Annotated in this window: 13 protein-coding genes; 7 read left to right on the plus strand and 6 right to left on the minus strand. The window is 71.3% G+C overall.

Going from position 1 to position 16,079, the window contains the following annotated elements:
- Positions 1–94 precede the first annotated feature (94 nt).
- Positions 95–2,140: an elongation factor G-like protein EF-G2 gene (locus CLV43_RS20465; protein ID WP_106188867.1), complete on the plus strand. Its 2,046-nt coding sequence runs from the start codon at positions 95–97 to the stop codon at positions 2,138–2,140.
- Between the two features lie 6 nt (positions 2,141–2,146).
- On the opposite strand, the gene CLV43_RS20470 is transcribed toward CLV43_RS20465, so the two are convergent.
- From CLV43_RS20470 to CLV43_RS20490, 5 genes are all read right to left on the minus strand, one after another.
- Entirely contained in the window at positions 2,147–3,100 is a 954-nt protein-coding gene (locus CLV43_RS20470; RefSeq protein WP_170155930.1) for an MEDS domain-containing protein, read from the minus strand.
- Positions 3,097–3,414 carry a hypothetical protein gene (locus tag CLV43_RS20475; protein WP_106188869.1) on the minus strand — a complete coding sequence of 106 codons (318 nt, stop codon included), beginning with the start codon at positions 3,412–3,414 and terminating at the stop codon, positions 3,097–3,099. The genes CLV43_RS20470 and CLV43_RS20475 overlap by 4 nt, the downstream gene beginning before the upstream one ends.
- 187 nt (positions 3,415–3,601) lie before the next feature.
- On the minus strand, positions 3,602–4,147 hold the full coding sequence (locus CLV43_RS20480; protein ID WP_146174832.1) for a malectin domain-containing carbohydrate-binding protein: 546 nt from the start codon (positions 4,145–4,147) through the stop codon (positions 3,602–3,604).
- A gap of 216 nt (positions 4,148–4,363) precedes the next feature.
- Positions 4,364–5,854: a CoA-acylating methylmalonate-semialdehyde dehydrogenase gene (locus CLV43_RS20485; protein WP_106188871.1), complete on the minus strand. Its 1,491-nt coding sequence runs from the start codon at positions 5,852–5,854 to the stop codon at positions 4,364–4,366.
- Positions 5,851–7,143 carry an aspartate aminotransferase family protein gene (locus tag CLV43_RS20490; RefSeq protein WP_106188872.1) on the minus strand — a complete coding sequence of 431 codons (1,293 nt, stop codon included), beginning with the start codon at positions 7,141–7,143 and terminating at the stop codon, positions 5,851–5,853. Before CLV43_RS20490 ends, CLV43_RS20485 begins: the two co-directional genes overlap by 4 nt.
- A 104-nt stretch (positions 7,144–7,247) precedes the next feature.
- Here CLV43_RS20490 and CLV43_RS20495 point away from each other — a divergent pair, with 104 nt between their 5' ends.
- Positions 7,248–8,864: a PucR family transcriptional regulator gene (locus tag CLV43_RS20495; RefSeq protein WP_106188873.1), complete on the plus strand. Its 1,617-nt coding sequence runs from the start codon at positions 7,248–7,250 to the stop codon at positions 8,862–8,864.
- 64 nt (positions 8,865–8,928) lie between these two features.
- Here the strand turns inward: CLV43_RS20495 and CLV43_RS20500 are convergent, their stop codons facing one another.
- The gene (locus tag CLV43_RS20500) at positions 8,929–9,405 is read right to left on the minus strand and encodes a hypothetical protein (protein WP_106188874.1); all 477 of its coding nucleotides are present in this window, start codon (positions 9,403–9,405) and stop codon (positions 8,929–8,931) included.
- A 179-nt stretch (positions 9,406–9,584) separates the two neighbouring features.
- On the opposite strand from CLV43_RS20500, the gene CLV43_RS20505 reads away from it, so the two are divergent.
- The 5 genes from CLV43_RS20505 (at position 9,585) to hydA (ending at position 16,075) form a co-directional block, all read left to right on the plus strand.
- Positions 9,585–10,205 carry a class I SAM-dependent methyltransferase gene (locus CLV43_RS20505; protein ID WP_106188875.1) on the plus strand — a complete coding sequence of 207 codons (621 nt, stop codon included), beginning with the start codon at positions 9,585–9,587 and terminating at the stop codon, positions 10,203–10,205.
- Between the two features lie 9 nt (positions 10,206–10,214).
- Positions 10,215–12,137, plus strand: a complete 1,923-nt coding sequence (locus CLV43_RS20510; protein ID WP_106188876.1) for a tetratricopeptide repeat protein — start codon at positions 10,215–10,217, stop codon at positions 12,135–12,137.
- 163 nt (positions 12,138–12,300) lie between these two features.
- Positions 12,301–13,854, plus strand: a complete 1,554-nt coding sequence (locus CLV43_RS20515; RefSeq protein ID WP_106188877.1) for an NCS1 family nucleobase:cation symporter-1 — start codon at positions 12,301–12,303, stop codon at positions 13,852–13,854.
- The gene (locus CLV43_RS20520; protein WP_106188878.1) at positions 13,851–14,693 is read left to right on the plus strand and encodes a nitrilase-related carbon-nitrogen hydrolase; all 843 of its coding nucleotides are present in this window, start codon (positions 13,851–13,853) and stop codon (positions 14,691–14,693) included. The genes CLV43_RS20515 and CLV43_RS20520 overlap by 4 nt, the downstream gene beginning before the upstream one ends.
- The gene (gene hydA, locus CLV43_RS20525) at positions 14,690–16,075 is read left to right on the plus strand and encodes a dihydropyrimidinase (protein ID WP_106188879.1); all 1,386 of its coding nucleotides are present in this window, start codon (positions 14,690–14,692) and stop codon (positions 16,073–16,075) included. Before CLV43_RS20520 ends, hydA begins: the two co-directional genes overlap by 4 nt.
- Positions 16,076–16,079: the final 4 nt, after the last annotated feature.

The following is a 16,079-nucleotide window of genomic DNA, read 5'->3' on the forward strand; positions in this document are numbered from 1 at the left end:
CTCCAACGTCTTGTCCCCTCAGCGGGTTCGGGTGTGAGATCGGACACTAAACACCGGCAACCGTTGACGTCCGCGGGTCATGGAGGGCAGATCCATGGGAACCAAGAACAACGACAACGGCCACTCGGCAGGCCCGGTCGCTGTGGACGACCCGGCCAAGGTCCGCAACGTCGTGCTGGTCGGCCCCTCGGGGGCGGGCAAGACCACGCTGACGGAGGCGCTGCTCGCCGCGAGCGGCGTCGTCTCGCGGGCCGGGTCGGTCACCGAGGGCACGACCGTGTGCGACCACGACCCCGCCGCCGTGCGCCAGCAGCGCTCGGTCGGCCTCGCCGTCGCCCCGCTGCGGCACGGCGACTTCAAGATCAACCTCATCGACACCCCCGGTTACGCCGACTTCGTCGGGGAACTGCGCGCGGGTCTGCGGGCCGCCGACGCCGCCCTGTTCGTCGTCAACGCCTTCGAGGGCCTCGACGCCTCCACCACCGCGCTGTGGGCGGAGTGCGCCGCCGTCGGGATGCCGCGCGCGGTCGTGGTCACCAGGACCGACCACCACCGCGCCGACGTCCGCGACGCGGTCATCGCCTGTCAGAACGCTTTCGGCGCCGGTGTGGTTCCCCTGTACGTGCCGCGCGGCGACGGGCTGGTCGGGTTGATCACCGGCGACCCCGCCGTCCTGGAGGGCTACGCGGCCGAACGGGCCGAGCTGATCGAGGGGATCATCGCCGAGAGCGAGGACGAGACGCTCATGGAGCGCTACCTCGACGGCGAGGAGATCGACCAGTCGACGCTGATCGCGGACCTGGAGACGGCCGTGGCGCGCGGCTCGTTCCACCCGGTGCTGACGGTGTGCGCGGCGACCGGCATGGGCCTGACCGAGCTGCTGGACGGCATCGTCCGCGCGTTCCCGTCGCCGCTGGAGCACGCGCTGCCCGACGTGATCGGCCTCTACGGCTTCCCCCGCCCCCGGCTGGCCGCCGACCCCGAGGGCCCGCTGGTCGCCGAGGTCGTGCGCACCGCCGTCGACTCCTACGTCGGCCGGGTGTCGGTCGTGCGGGTGTTCTCCGGGACGCTGCGGCCCGAGCGCCCCGTGCACGTGTCCGGGCACGGCATGGCCGACCGCGGCCACGAGGACCACGACGCCGACGAGCGGGTCGCGCACATCTACTCGCCGCTGGGGTCCGCGCTGCGCGAGGTGCCCTACTGCGTGGCGGGCGACGTGTGCGCGTTGACGAAGCTCGGCTCGGCCGAGACCGGCGACACGGTGTCCGACCCCGACAAGCCGATGCTGATGGCGCCGTGGCCGATGCCCGAGCCGCTGCTGCCGGTCGCGGTCGTGCCGCGCAGCCGCAGCGACGAGGACAACCTGGCCCGCAACCTCAACCGGCTGGTCGCGGGCGACCCGACGCTGCGGCTGGAGCGCAACGCCGAGACCCACCAGATGGTGCTGTGGTGCATGGGTGAGGCGCACGCCGACGTCGTGCTGGCCAGGCTGCGCGCGGGCGGCGCGGAGGTCGACACCGAGCCGGTGCGGGTGTCGCTGCGCGAGACGTTCGCGGCGGCGGCGAAGGGCCACGGCAGGCACGTGAAGCAGTCCGGCGGGCACGGCCAGTACGCGGTGTGCGACATCGTCGTCGAACCGCTCCCCCGCGGCGGCGGCTTCGAGTTCGTGGACCGGATCGTCGGCGGGGCCGTGCCGCACCAGTTCGTCCCCAGCATCGAGAAGGGCATCCGGGCGCAGCTGGACCGCGGTCTGCAGGACGGTCACCCGGTGGTCGACATCCGGGTCACCCTGGTCGACGGCAAGGCGCACTCGGTCGACTCCTCCGACGCCGCGTTCCAGACCGCGGGCTCGCTGGCGCTCAAGGACGCCGCCGCGAACTCCCGCCTGGCGCTGCTGGAGCCCACCGACGAGGTCTCCATCCGCCTGCCGGACGAGCACCTCGGCACGGTGCTGGGCGACCTGTCCGGCAGGCGCGGACGGGTGCTCGGCACCGAGACCGACTCCACCGCGCACACCACGATCCGCGCCGAGGTGCCGAGCTCGGCGCTGCTCCGGTACGCCGTGGAGCTCCGCTCGCTCACCTCGGGCACGGCGTCGTTCAGCAGGCGCTTCGTCCGCTACGACCCGCTGCCCGGCTGAGCCCCGTCACCACTTGCCGAGCTCGGCGGTGCGCGGGCCGGACATGTGCAGGCGGAACACCGCGACGCCGTGGCTCGTCCTGATGTCCACGACCTCGCAGATCTGCCGGGTGATCCACAGCCCGTCGCCGGTCTCGCCCGAGGCGTGCATCTCCGGCGGGCGGAACCCGGCGAACGGGCCCAGGTCGCCGGACGCGGCACCGCTGAGCTCGCAGACCACGGCGCCGCCGTCGACCCACATCGCCACGTGGCCGTCGTCGCGCAGGAACGCCAGCGCCTCGCCGACCGCGACGGTCAGCATCGCCGCGCTGTCCTCGGACAGCCCGAGGTCGACCGCCGTGCCGACGATGAAGCGGCGCAACGCGTTCGGGTCGCCGCGCAGCGGCTGCACGGCGGCGTCGGCCGGGCGTTCGGGCAGCGGCACGGCGTCGCAGGCGTGGGCGTACTCGACCGGGTCGACGTACTCCGCCGACGGGACGTACTCGGTGCCGCGCACGTCGGCCGGGTGCGTCCTGAGGGCGTGCGACACGCCCTCCTCCGACACGACCCTCGTGTCGTACGGGCAGATCATCCACACGTTGGTGTCGGCGAGCACGACGTTGAGGCCGGACTCCATCCGCCGCCACGCGCGCACGTCGCGCTCGGTGCGACCGGCCCACAACGGCTCCGCGAGCACGCGCACGTTGCGGCCGGAACCGGGCGACCTGCGCTGCCAGTAGCGGAAGAACTCGGTCGCGCGCTCCGGCGGTCTGCGGCCGAAGTACGCGGTCTCGGCGTGGTCGAAGTCGTCGGCCCGCCCGCCCAGCGCGCGGCGGAGCAGGTCGATGTTGGCGGGCGTCGTGGTGACCAGGACGGGCTCGCCGAGGTCGAGCCCGCCGACGACGAACGGCACGGCCATCGCGAGGAACTCCTCGTCGCTGCCGTACACCGCCGCGTCGTGCCGGAAGTTCGCGTTGGTCATCGCCGCACTTCTCCGTTCACCATGACCAGGCCGGGGGCGTTGGCCCACCCGACAGCACCGATGGCCCATTCGTGGTGGGGCGCGAGGGCGAGGACGAGGCTGCGGCCGTCCTGCGCCAGCTCGCCCGCGGTCCTCACCAACGTCCGCACGGTGCCGAGCAGCAGGAACGGAACCTGCCGCACGTCCACCCTTACCTCGCCGTGGGCGGAGGTGCTGCCGTCGAGGAGGGCGGATCGCAGGGTGTCGAGGTCCGCGACGCCTATCGTGCCGGTCAGGACCAGGCCCGGAGGGTCGCCGTGGGGCGTGATGACCACTTCTTCTGTGCTCCTTGCGCGAAATTCCGCGGACACCACCCCGGCCCCGGACGGGATGCGCACGTTCCGGGAAACCGTACGTGATCGGATGTCGCGCGTTCAACTCACCCGATCAGGTAAACGTCATTCCACTCCGACGCGAAACGGGGACCGCCCGAGAACTGCGGTCCCCGTCGGATTCCTCAGCTCACGGGGTGACCGGGACCAGCGCGATCGCGTTCACCTGCGGCTGGTCCTCCTTGCCGCGGATGAAGTCGATGGTGACGGTCCCGGACTCACCGACCACCGCCGTGAAGTCGCGCTCCACGCCGAAGGAGTTCGTGCCGTCGGCGCCGCGGGCGATCGCGGTGGCGATGATGTCGAAGTCGGTCAGCACCTTGGTGCCGTCGACGGCGACGTCGAAGACCCGCTTGCCCGGCTTGCCCTTGAAGTACCAGTCCATGAAGTACAACCGCACCTCGTAGGTGGCGCCGGGCGTGAGACCGGTGACCGCGTAGGTGGACTCCAGGTAGCGGGACGTGTGCCAGATGTCGGCCGGGATCGGGTGCGCGGTCGTGGGCCCCCAGTTGGGCAGGCTCGGCGCGCTCGCGGGCTTGGTCTCGGTGAGCCCGCCGGTGCCGAAGGCGTCGGGGGCGAAGGTCGCGTCACCGGCACCTCCGACGTCGATCAGCACGGCCGTCGGGTCGGCCTGCGCCACGCCGGCACCGCCGAACGCCAGCGCCAGCGCGGTCACCACCGCCGCTGTCGTCCGAAATGGGGAGAAAGCAGTCTTCACGAGCACTCCAGTCCTTGGAACGGGGACTTCCCTCGAACTCCAAGCTAGAGCGGAGGACTGGTGAAAAGAATGTACGCACGGGCACGAAGCCCATCCCGAAAACACCCGGAGAACAGGGGTCGGAAAATGGTTATGGGGCGTGCACCCCATAACCACTCCCGACTTTCCTCCCGATCAGGTGTTGCGCGGGAACCCGAGGTTGACGCCGCCGTGCGACGGGTCGAGCCACCGGCTGGTGACGACCTTGGTGCGGGTGAAGAAGTGCACGCCCTCCGGGCCGTAGGCGTGCGAGTCGCCGAACAGCGAGTCCTTCCAGCCGCCGAACGAGTAGTAGGCGACCGGCACCGGGATCGGCACGTTCACGCCGACCATGCCGACCTCGACCTCGTTCTGGAACCGCCGGGCGGCACCGCCGTCGTTGGTGAAGATCGCCGTGCCGTTGCCGTAGGGGTTGTCGTTGACGACCTCCACGGCCTCGTCGTAGGCGGGCACCCGCAGCACGGACAGCACCGGACCGAAGATCTCGTCGGTGTAGACGCTCATGTCCGTGCCGACGTGGTCGAACAGCGTGGGCCCGAGCCAGAACCCGGCGTCGGCGCCGTCGATCGGGTGCCCGCGGCCGTCGACCACCAGCGACGCGCCCTCCGCGACGCCTGCCTCCACGTAGGACACGACCTTGTCGCGGTGCGCGCCGGTGACCAGCGGCCCCATCTCGCAGCCCGGCCGACGGCCGTCGCCCACGTGCAGGTCGGCGATCCGCTCGCGGATCTTGGCCACCAGCTCGTCGCCGACCGGGTCGACCGCGACCACCACGGAGATCGCCATGCAGCGCTCCCCCGCGGACCCGAACCCGGCCGACACCGCCGCGTCCGCGGCCAGGTCGAGGTCGGCGTCGGGCAGCACGACCATGTGGTTCTTGGCCCCTCCCAACGCCTGCACGCGCTTGCCGTTGGCCGTCCCGGTCTCGTAGACGTACCGCGCGATGGGCGTGGACCCGACGAACGACACCGCCTTCACGTCGCGGTGCTCCAGGATCCGGTCCACGGCGACCTTGTCGCCGTGCACGACGTTCAGCACCCCGTCGGGCAGCCCGGCCTCGGCGAAGAGGTCCGCGATGAAGTTCGCCGCGGACGGGTCCTTCTCGCTCGGCTTGAGCACCACGGTGTTGCCGCACGCGATCGCGTTCGGCACGAACCACAGCGGGACCATCGCCGGGAAGTTGAACGGCGAGATCACCCCGACCACGCCGAGCGGCTGCAGGATCGAGTACACGTCGACCTTCGTCGAGGCGTTCTCGCTGAAGCCGCCCTTGACCAGGTTGGGGATGCCGCAGGCGAACTCGACCGCCTCCAGCGCCCGCTGGATCTCCCCCGCCGCGTCGGGGAGGACCTTGCCGTGCTCGGCCGTGACGATCGCGGCCAGCTCGTCCTTGCGGGCGTTGAACAGCTCGCGGAACGCGAACATGACCGAGGCCCGCTGGGCGAGGGAGGCGCCGCGCCACTTGGCGAACGCGCCCTTGGCCGCGGCCACCGCCTCGTCCACGTCGGCCGTGCTCGCGAAGTCGACCGTGCTCGCCACCTCGCCGGTGGCCGGGTCGTAGACGTCGCCGGTCCGCTCGCCGACACCGGCCCACGTCTTGCCGCCGATCCGATGCGTGATCCTCACGCGGACGCCTCCCCGATAGCTCCGCGCAGCGCCACGAGCGCCTCCTCGACCTCGTCGGCCGTCACCGTCATCGGCGGTGCGAGCCGGATCACGTTGCCGTACAAGCCGCCCTTGCCGATCAGCAGGCCGCGTTCGCGGGCGCCCTCGAGCACCGCGAGCGCCGCCTTCGGGGCGGGTTCGCCGTCCGGGCCGACCAGCTCGATGCCGACCATCAGGCCCTTGCCGCGGACGTCGCCGACGACCGGGTTGTCCTCGGCGATCGAGCGCAGCCCCTCGGTCAGCCGGGCGCCGAGCTTGAGCGCGTTGGCCTGGAGGTCGTGCTCCAGCACGTAGTCCAGCGTGGCCAGGGCTCCGGCCGTGGAGACCGGGTTGCCGCCGAACGTGGACAGCGAGTTCGCGCCGAGGCAGTCCATCAGGTCCGCGCGCGCCACGACGCCGCCGATCGCGAGCCCGTTGCCCAGGCCCTTCGCGAACGTCATCGCGTCCGGCACGACCCCGTGCGCCCCGATGCCCCAGAAGTGCTCGCCGGTGCGACCCCAGCCGGTCTGCACCTCGTCCGAGATGAAGAGGATCCCGTACTCGTCCAGGACCTCCTTGAACGCGCCGAACAGCCCGTCCGGCGGGGTGGTGAACCCGCCGACGCCCTGGATCGGCTCGGCGATCATGCAGGCGACGTCGCCCGCCGTGGTCACCTCGATGACCTCGCGCAGGTCGTCGACGCAGGCCTTGACGTAGTCGGCGTCGGACAGGTGGCGGAACGGGCTGCGGAAGCGGTAGCCGCCGTGCACCCAGCTGACCTTGACCGGGCTCAGCGAGCTGGCCGACCAGCCGCGGTTGCCGGTGATGGCGACGGTCGCGAACGCGCGGCCGTGGTAGGAGTTGCGCAGCGCCATGACCTGGTCGCTGCGGCGGTACTGGGTGGCGAGCATGAGCGCCGTCTCGTTGGCCTCGGTGCCCGAGTTCGTGAAGAACACCTTGGCGTCCGGGATGCCGGACAGCTCGGCGATCCGCTCGGCCAGCTCCACCTGCTTGTCGATCAGGTAGAGCGTCGAGGTGTGGAACACGCCGGTGTCGAGCTGGGCGCGGATCGCGTCGGAGATCTCGGGGACGTCGTAGCCGACCGCGTTGGTCAGGATCCCCGCGAAGAAGTCGAGGTAGGTGCGGCCTTCTCGGTCGGTCACGCGCCTGCCGCTCGCGCTCGCGATCTCGATCGGCTCGTCGTAGAACAGGGCCATCCAGTTGGGCATGACCGCTCGGTGCCGGGCGAGCAGTTCCCGGTGTGCCGCCATCGCGTCCTCCGTCTGTAGTCCTGTCCCCGAGTCTGGTGGGACCGGTGTCCGGCCACCATGCACAACCTGTACCCCTTTGCCGTTGATCGCATTACGTTGTGTCCATGTACCCCACGGTCGCCGAAGCGCTGGCCCTCCCGGTGGTCCGGCGCGGCAGGCCGCGGGTGATCGCCGGGGCCGCGGGGATGCAGGGGCGGGTGCGCTGGGCGCACGTGGCGGAGGTCGCCGACATCGCGCACCTGCTGCGCGGCGGCGAGCTCGTGCTGACGACGGGGCTGCTGCTGCCCGCGGACGACGCGGGGCTCACCCGGTACGTCGACGACCTGGCCGCGGTCGGTGCCGCGGGACTGGTCGTGGAGCTGGTGCGGCGGTGGAGCGACGAGGTGCCGGGCGCGCTGGTGAGCGCCGCCGAGCGGCACGGGCTGCCGCTGGTCACGCTCGCCCAGGAGACCAGGTTCGTGACCGTGACCGAGGCGGTGGTGGCGCTGATCGTGGACGCGCAGCTGGCCGAGCTGCGGGCCGCCGAGCAGGTGCACGAGACGTTCACCGCGCTGACCGTCGCGGGCGCGGAACCGGCCGAGGTGCTGCGCGAGGTGGCCCGCACCGCCGGGCTGCCGGTCGTGCTGGAGACGCTGGGCCACGAGGTGCTCGCCTACGACGCGGCGGGCGAGGACCCGACGGCGCTGCTGGCCGACTGGGGGCAGCGGTCGCGGGCGATCTCGGTGTCCGAGCGGACCGCCTACCACGAGGAGTCCGGCTGGCTGGTCACCGTCGTCGGCGCCCGCGGCGCGGACTGGGGGCGGCTGGTGCTGGTGTCGCCGGAGGCCCCGCCGCACCGGCACGTGGTCGTCGCCGAACGCGCCGCGTCCGCGCTGGCCGTGCACCGGCTCGTGGCGCGCGACCGGGAGTCGTTGGAACGGCAGACCCACCGCACGCTGCTGGCCCAGCTGCTGGGCGAGGCGCAGCCGCCGACGGACCTGTCCGCGCGGGCGGCGGCGTTGGGCGTGCCGCTGGAACGCAGGCAGCTGGTCGGCATCGCGATCCGGCCGGGCACCTCGCCGTCACCCGCGCAGGCGTTGGCGACGCAGGAGGTGCTGCGGGACCTGGCGGAGGCGACCGCGTTGGCCGCGCGCCGGGTGACCGTGCCCGCGCTGGTCGGTGTCGTGGACGACACCAGTGTGCGGGCCCTGCTGTCGCTGCCGTCGACGGCCGGGCTGGACGGGGTGCTGCGCAGGCTGGCCAAGGAGGTGCACCGGATGGCCGCCACCACGCAGCACGGACTGCCCGTCGTCATGGCCGCGGGCACCACCGTGACCGTCGTGGCCGACGTGCGCCGCAGTCTCGGCGAGGCCGCGCACATCGCGGGTGCGGCGCTGCGGTCGCCGGGCACCCGGCTGTACCACCGGCTCGACGACGTGCGGCTGCACGGGTTGCTGCACCTGCTGCGCGAGGACGAACGGCTGCGCGCCTTCGCCGACCGCGAGCTGGGGCCGTTGCTGGCCCGCGACACCGCGCAGGGCAGCAGGCTCGTCGAGCTGCTGCGGTGCCTGTGCGAGCACGGTGGCAACAAGTCCGCCGCCGCGGCCGCCGCGCACCTGTCGCGAACGGCGTACTACCAACAACTCGCGAGGATCGAACAGGTGCTGGGGGTTTCGCTGGAGGACCCGGAGTCGATCCTGTCCTTGCACGTCGCACTGCTGGTGCACGACCTCAAGGCGTGAACGCACAACAAGCCCATGACGCAGGTGCCACTGCGTCATGGGCTCGTCGACGTTGTGCGGGGGCCTAGCCCAGTGCGGGCAGACCCGTCGACGGCAGCGGGCCGACGACCGGGAGCGACGGCAGCTCGTCGAGCTGGTTCACCGGCAGCTGGTTCACCGGGAGGTGGTCCGCGGACGGCACGGCGGGGGCGGCCGGGAGGGCGCGCTCCTCGGCGGCGGCGGGCAGCGCCGGGGCGGCGGGCTCGGACACGGGCAGCGCGTGCGAGGGGTCCGGGGCCTGCGGTACCTGCGGGGTGTTCGGGACCTGCGGGGCCTGCGGCAGCGCGGCGGGCGCGGGCAGCTTCACGGTCTTGCCGCTCGCGATCTTGCCGGTCTGGTCGGACACGGTGGACTTCAGCTCCGGCGCGTCGCCGACGTTGCCGTTGACGCCGTCCAGGGACGGGGCGGCGGCCGCGGAGGCGGCACCGGCGAGGAGCGGGGAGACACCGACGGCGAGCAGGGCGGCGGCGCGGAGGGAACCACGCGGGCGGGTGCGAAACACAGTGTTCCTAACCTGAGGGGACCTGACGGGGGACCCCTTTCACATCGGCAGGGGTCCCGTGGACCTACACCCACCCGATGGGGTGACTGACTCTGCGTGCCCCCGTCACCCTGTCGTGGAAACCGCGAACCGGCGGTGATCCGGGGACGAACACCGACGCCGCACGCCAGACTGGGCGGATGTCCACTGCAGACGACGCGCACACGAGGCACCTGGCCGCCGCGGACCCGACGGGCTGGTTCGAGCACCTCTACGCGGAGGCGGAGAACGGCACGGCCAACGTCCCCTGGGACGTCGGCGACCCGCACGGCCTTCTCGTCGCGTGGGCGCGCGACCTCGACGGCACCGGCAGGCGGGCCCTCGTCGTCGGCTGCGGCCTCGGCCGCGACTCGGAGTTCGTCGCCGCCCGCGGCTTCGCCACGACCGCGTTCGACATCGCCCCCACGGCCATCGCCACCACCCGCCGCCGCTTCCCCGACTCCCCCGTCGACTACCGCGTCGCCGACCTGTTCGCCCCTCCCGCCGACTGGCACCGCTCGTTCGACCTGGTCGTGGAGAGCATCACCGTGCAGGCGCTCCCCGTCGCCCTGCACCAGCGGGCCATCGCCGCGATCGCCGACTTCGTCGCCCCCGGCGGCACCCTCCTCGCGATCGCCGTCGCCCGCGACGACGTGGTGCCGGAGGGCCCGCCGTGGCCGCTCACCGAGGCGGAGGTCCGCTCGTTCGCCACCGGCGGGCTGCGCGAGGTGTCCGTCGACCGCCCGGACGGGCGGTGGTGCGCGGAGTTCCGGCGCGGGTAGAACTGTCCGATGCGCAACGAGAACTCCGGCACCGTGCACGGCTCGTTGGTGCAGGCCGAGTCGATCGGCACGGTGAACGTCACCACCGCCCCGTCGCTCCCGGCCGCGCTCGACGGCCTGCCACCGGTGTCGGGTGCGTTCGCGGGCCGATTACCCGAGCTGGAGCGGCTCAAGGCGGGCAGGGGACTCACCCTCGTCCACGGTCTCGGCGGCATCGGCAAGACCCAGCTGCTCCTGCACTACGGGCACGACTCCAAGGCCGACTTCCCCGGCGGGCGGCTGTACATCGACCTCCAGGGCTACAACCCGAACGGACGGGTGGAGCCGACCGACGCGCTGGCCTCGCTGCTGTGGATGCTCGGCCGGGAGAGCCCTCCGGGCGAGGCGGAGCGCGCGGCCCTGTTCCGGACCGAGATGGCCGCCCGCGAGGGCGTGCTCCTGCTGCTGGACAACGCGTCGGCCACCGACCAGGTCGCACCGCTGCTGGTCGCGGGCCACCGGGTCGTGGTGTCCAGCCGCAACACCCTGGCCAGTCTCCAGGCGGAGTCGCTGGAGCTGGGCGTGCTCACCCCCGCCGAGGCCGTCGAGCTGGTCGGCGACGAGGAGATCGCCGAGCTGTGCGGGCGGCTGCCGCTCGCGCTGCGGATCATGGCCTCGCTGATCGAGTCCGAGCCGGACACCGACTGGGCGGCGGAGCTGCGCGACACCCGGCTCGACGTGCTCGACGACGGCGACGACAACGCCGTGCACAAGGCCTTCCGCTTGTCCTACAACGCACTCGAGCCAGACCGGCGGAGCCTGTTCCGCCTGCTGTCCCTGCATCCCGGCGACATCGACCCGGAGAGCACGGCGGCACTGGCGGACCTGCCCATCCCGAAGGCCCGCAGGCTGCTGGCGGACCTCCGTGCGGCGCACCTGCTGGAACGGGGGAACCGCTTCCACGACCTCGTGCGGCTCTACGCGGGCCAGTGCCTGGTCGAGGCGGGCGTGCCCGACCCCGACAGCGCGGCGGCCCTGCTGCGGCTGGTCGCGTACTACCCGCGGGCGGCCGCCGAGCGCGCCAAGTCGATCCAGAACCACCGCTGCGACCCGAAGGCGTTGGCCTGGATGGACCGGAACCACCCCGCGGTGCTGGTGATGGCGATCTTCGAACGCGACCGGGGCCGCAACGTGGTGCCCGTCGCCAACGCGATGTTCCGCTACTTCTCGCTGCGCAAGCACCTCGCGCCGTGGCTCCGGTTGCAGCGGATGGCCGTCGACTCCGCGCGCAAGGCGGGCGACCGCCGGTCGCTGGCCACGGAGCTGAACCGGCTGGGCACCGCCCACCGGCAGGCACGGCGGTTCGAGGAGGCGATCGCGCTCGGCGAGGAGGCGCTGCGGATCAACGAGGAGGTCGGCAACCGGATCGGCATCGGGTCCACGCTGATCACCCTGTCCGCGACCTACCGCAACATGGGCCGCCCCGACCTGGCGCTCCCCTGCTGCGAGCGGTCGCTGCGGATCAGGCGCGAGATCGACGACCGGTACGGGCTCGGCATCACCCTGACCAACCTCGGCGACACCCACCTGGCCCTCGGCGATCCCGACCTGGCGATCACCCACTACCTGGAGGCCCTGGAGCTGCAGGAACGCCTCGGCTACGAGGGCAGCGTGGCGATCACGCTGCACGACCTCGGCAAGGCGCACCAGGCCAAGGGCGAGCCGGACCTGGCCGTCGAGCACTTCCTGGCCGCGCTGGAGGTCCACCGGCGGCGCGACGACCGGTTCCTGGCGGGCGTGACGCTGCGGGACCTGGGCACCACCTACCGCGGGCTGGGCCGGGTGGCCGAGGCGCACGAGGCCTACCGGGACGCGCTGGCGGCGTTCGAGGAGGTCGACGCCAAGTACGACGCGCACACCGTGCGGGACCTGATCACCGCGCTCACCCCGTAGGGGCGAGTGGCGCGGGATCGGCGTGCAACCTACAGAGTGTTCACTGATCATGGGAAGCGTGGACACTTCGACACTGCCCTCGGCGCACCCTCCATCCCAGGATTCCGGGATGGAAAGCGCACACCGACCACGCTGTTTCGCCAGCGTAACAGGGATGTGACCGATGGCCGTCGACCCGTCAGAGCCCACCTCAGCAAGCCAGGTCACAACGACCAAGCAGATCAGTCACCCGGATGGCCGAGTGGAGTTGCGCGACTTCTCCGGGATCTCGGAGAGCCGGTACTTCAACCCGGAACTGGCACCGGTGCCGCTGGAGCAGCGGACCTGGACGACGTACAACTTCTTCGCGCTGTGGATGGGGATGGCGCACAACATCCCCAGCTACACGCTCGCGGCGTCGCTGATCGCGCTGGGCATGGACTGGGTCCAGGCCTTCATGACGATCACGCTCGGCAACCTGATCGTGCTGGTCCCGATGCTGCTGAACAGCCACGCGGGCACGAAGTACGGGATCCCGTTCCCGGTGTTCGCCCGCGCGTTCTACGGCGTGCGCGGGGCGAACCTGGTGGCGCTGCTGCGGGCGTTCATCGCCTGCGCGTGGTTCGGCATCCAGACGTGGGTCGGCGGGCTGGCGCTGCACGTGATCGTCGGCAAGCTGGTCGGCGGCTGGTGGCTGACCGCGCCTGAGGTGCTCGGTCAGAAGTGGACGCTGTGGCTGTGCTTCCTGGGCTTCTGGGTGGTGCAGATGCTGATCATCTGGCGCGGCATGGACGCGATCCGCCGGTTCGAGAACTGGACCGCTCCGCTGGTGTCGGTCGGGTTCCTGATCCTGCTGGCCTACGTCGCGGTGAAGGCGGGCGGTTTCGGGCCGATCCTGTCCGAGCCGTCGAAGCTGGGCTGGGGCGCGGACTTCTGGAAGATCTTCTTCCCGTCGCTGATGGGCATGATCGCGTTCTGGTCGACGCTGTCGCTCAACATGCCGGACTTCACCCGGTTCGGCGGCAGCCAGAAGAAGCAGGCGCTCGGCCAGGTCCTGGGCCTGCCGACCACGATGTCGTTCATCGCGATCGTGGCGATCCTGACCACGTCGGGGTCGATCGCGCTCTACGGCGAGGCGATCTGGGACCCGGCGACCCTGGCGAGCCGGTTCGACAACCCGCTGGTCGTGGTGGTCGCGCTGGTGGCGCTGGTGCTCGCCACGATCTCGGCGAACCTGGCGGCGAACGTGGTCAGCCCGTCCTACGACTTCTCCAACGCCTTCCCGCGCCGCATCACGTTCGCGGTCGGCGGGTTGATCACCGGGGTGCTCGGCGTGGTGATCCAGCCGTGGCGGCTGATCTCCGACCCGAGCATCTACATCTTCGCGTGGCTTGGCTTCTACGGCGGCCTGCTGGCGTCGGTGGCCGGTGTGTTCATCGCCGGGTACTGGCTGCTCGGCAGGACCAGGATCGAGCTCGACGCGCTGTACATGGACGGCAAGGGGGCCTACTGGTTCGCGGGCGGGTGGAACTGGCGCGCGGTCGTGGCGACCGTCGTCGGCGGTGTGCTCGCGGTCGGCGGCGCCTACGGCGGCCCGTTCCCGGCCGACGGGCTGGTCCCGTTCCTCAAGCCGCTCTACGACTACAACTGGGTGGTCGGCCTGGTGGGCGGGCTCGTCACCTACCTGGCACTGTCGCGGACAGCGACCGACCGCTCCAACGAGGGGATGATCAAGTGACGAACATCGTCCGGGCAGGTCTGATCCAGGCCAAGTGGACCGGTGACAAGGAGTCGATGATCGCCAACGCGGTGTCGGCCATCGCCACCGCCGCCTCGCAGGGCGCGCAGGTGGTCTGCCTGCAGGAGCTGTTCTACGGCCCGTACTTCTGCCAGGTGCAGGACGCGGACTACTACTCCTACACCGAGGGCATCCCCGACGGTCCGACGACCGAGCTGATGTGCCAGGTCGCCGAGCAGCACGGCGTCGTGCTCGTGGTGCCGTTGTACGAGCAGGAGCAGCCGGGCGTGTACTTCAACACCGCCGCGGTGATCGACGCGGACGGCACGTACCTCGGCAAGCACCGCAAGAACCACATCCCGCAGGTGAAGGGGTTCTGGGAGAAGTTCTACTTCAAGCCCGGCAACCTGGGCTACCCGGTGTTCGACACCGCGGTCGGCCGCATCGGCGTCTACATCTGCTACGAGCGCCACTTCCCGGAGGGCTGGCGGGCGCTGGGCCTGGCGGGCGCGAAGATCGTGTTCAACCCGTCGGCGACCAGCCGCGGCCTGTCGGAGTACCTGTGGCGGCTGGAGCAGCCCGCCGCGGCCGTGGCGAACGAGTACTTCGTCGGCACGATCAACCGGGTGGGCGTGGAGCCGTTGGGCGACAACGACTTCTACGGCCAGACGTACTTCGCGGACCCACGCGGCCAGCTGGTCGGCGAGGCGGCGTCGGACACCGAGGAGGAGATCGTCGTCCGCGACCTGGACATGGACCTGCTCGCCGAGGTCCGCGACCTGTGGGCGTTCTACCGCGACCGCAGGCCCGACACCTACGACTCCCTGGTGCAGCCATGAGCACGCTGATCCGCGGCGGCACCGTCGTCAACGCGACGGGCGCGGTGGCCGCAGACGTGCTGGTGCAGGGCGAGAAGATCGCCGCCCTGGTCGCGCCCGGCTTCGAGGTGCAGGCCGACACGGTGATCGACGCGACCGGGAAGTACGTGATCCCCGGCGGCATCGACGGCCACACCCACATGGAGATGCCGTTCGGCGGGACGTCGTCGGTGGACACGTTCGAGACCGGCACGATCGCGGCGGCGTGGGGCGGGACGACCACGATCGTCGACTTCGCCGTGCAGGCCAAGGGGACGTCGCTGCTGTCCACGTTGGACAAGTGGCACTCGAAGGCCGACGGGAACTGCGCGATCGACTACGGGTTCCACATGATCGTCTCCGACGTCAACGACACGTCGTTGAAGGAGATGGAGTCCTGCATCGACGCGGGCGTGAACACCTTCAAGATGTTCATGGCCTACCCCGGCGTGTTCTACGCGACCGACGGCGAGATCCTGCGCGCCATGCAGAAGGCGCGCGAGACCGGCGCCACGATCATGATGCACGCGGAGAACGGCATCGCGATCGACCAGCTCGTCGCGCAGGCCATCGCGAACGGCGACACCGACCCGGTGCAGCACGCGCTGACCAGGCCGCCGGAGCTGGAGGGCGAGGCCACGTCGCGGGCCATCGCGCTGGCGAAGGTGACCGGGGCGCCGCTCTACATCGTGCACCTGTCCGCCGCGCAAGCGCTGGACGCCGTGACGAAGGCCCGCGACACCGGGCAGAACGTGTTCGCGGAGACGTGCCCGCAGTACCTGTACCTGTCGATCGAGGACCTGGCGAAGCCGGACTTCGAGGGCTCGAAGTACGTCGCCTCTCCCCCGCTGCGCCCCAAGGAGCACCAGGGCGAGCTGTGGCGCGGGCTGCGCACCAACGACTTGTCGCTGGTGTCGACCGACCACTGCCCGTTCTGCTTCAAGGACCAGAAGGAGCTGGGGCGCGGGGACTTCTCGAAGATCCCCAACGGCATCCCCGGTGTCGAGCACCGGATCGACCTGCTGCACCAGGGCGTCGTGCGCGGCGAGCTGACGGTGGAGCGGTGGGTCGAGATCAGCTCGACCACCCCCGCCCGGATGTTCGGCCTCTACCCGCGCAAGGGCGTCATCGCGCCGGGTGCTGACGCGGACGTGGTGGTGTACGACCCGATGGCCCGGCAGACGCTGTCGGTCGAGACGCACCACATGAACGTGGACTACTCGGCCTACGAGGGCATGGAGCTGACCGGGAAGGTGTCCACGGTGCTGTCGCGGGGCAAGGTCGTCGTCGACGACGACGGCTTCCACGGCGGCGCCGGGCACGGCAGGTTCCTCGGCCGCGACCTCAACCAGTACCTCGTCTAGGAAG

Origin of the sequence: Umezawaea tangerina, from assembly GCF_003002815.1 — a bacterium.
Lineage (GTDB): Bacteria > Actinomycetota > Actinomycetes > Mycobacteriales > Pseudonocardiaceae > Umezawaea > Umezawaea tangerina.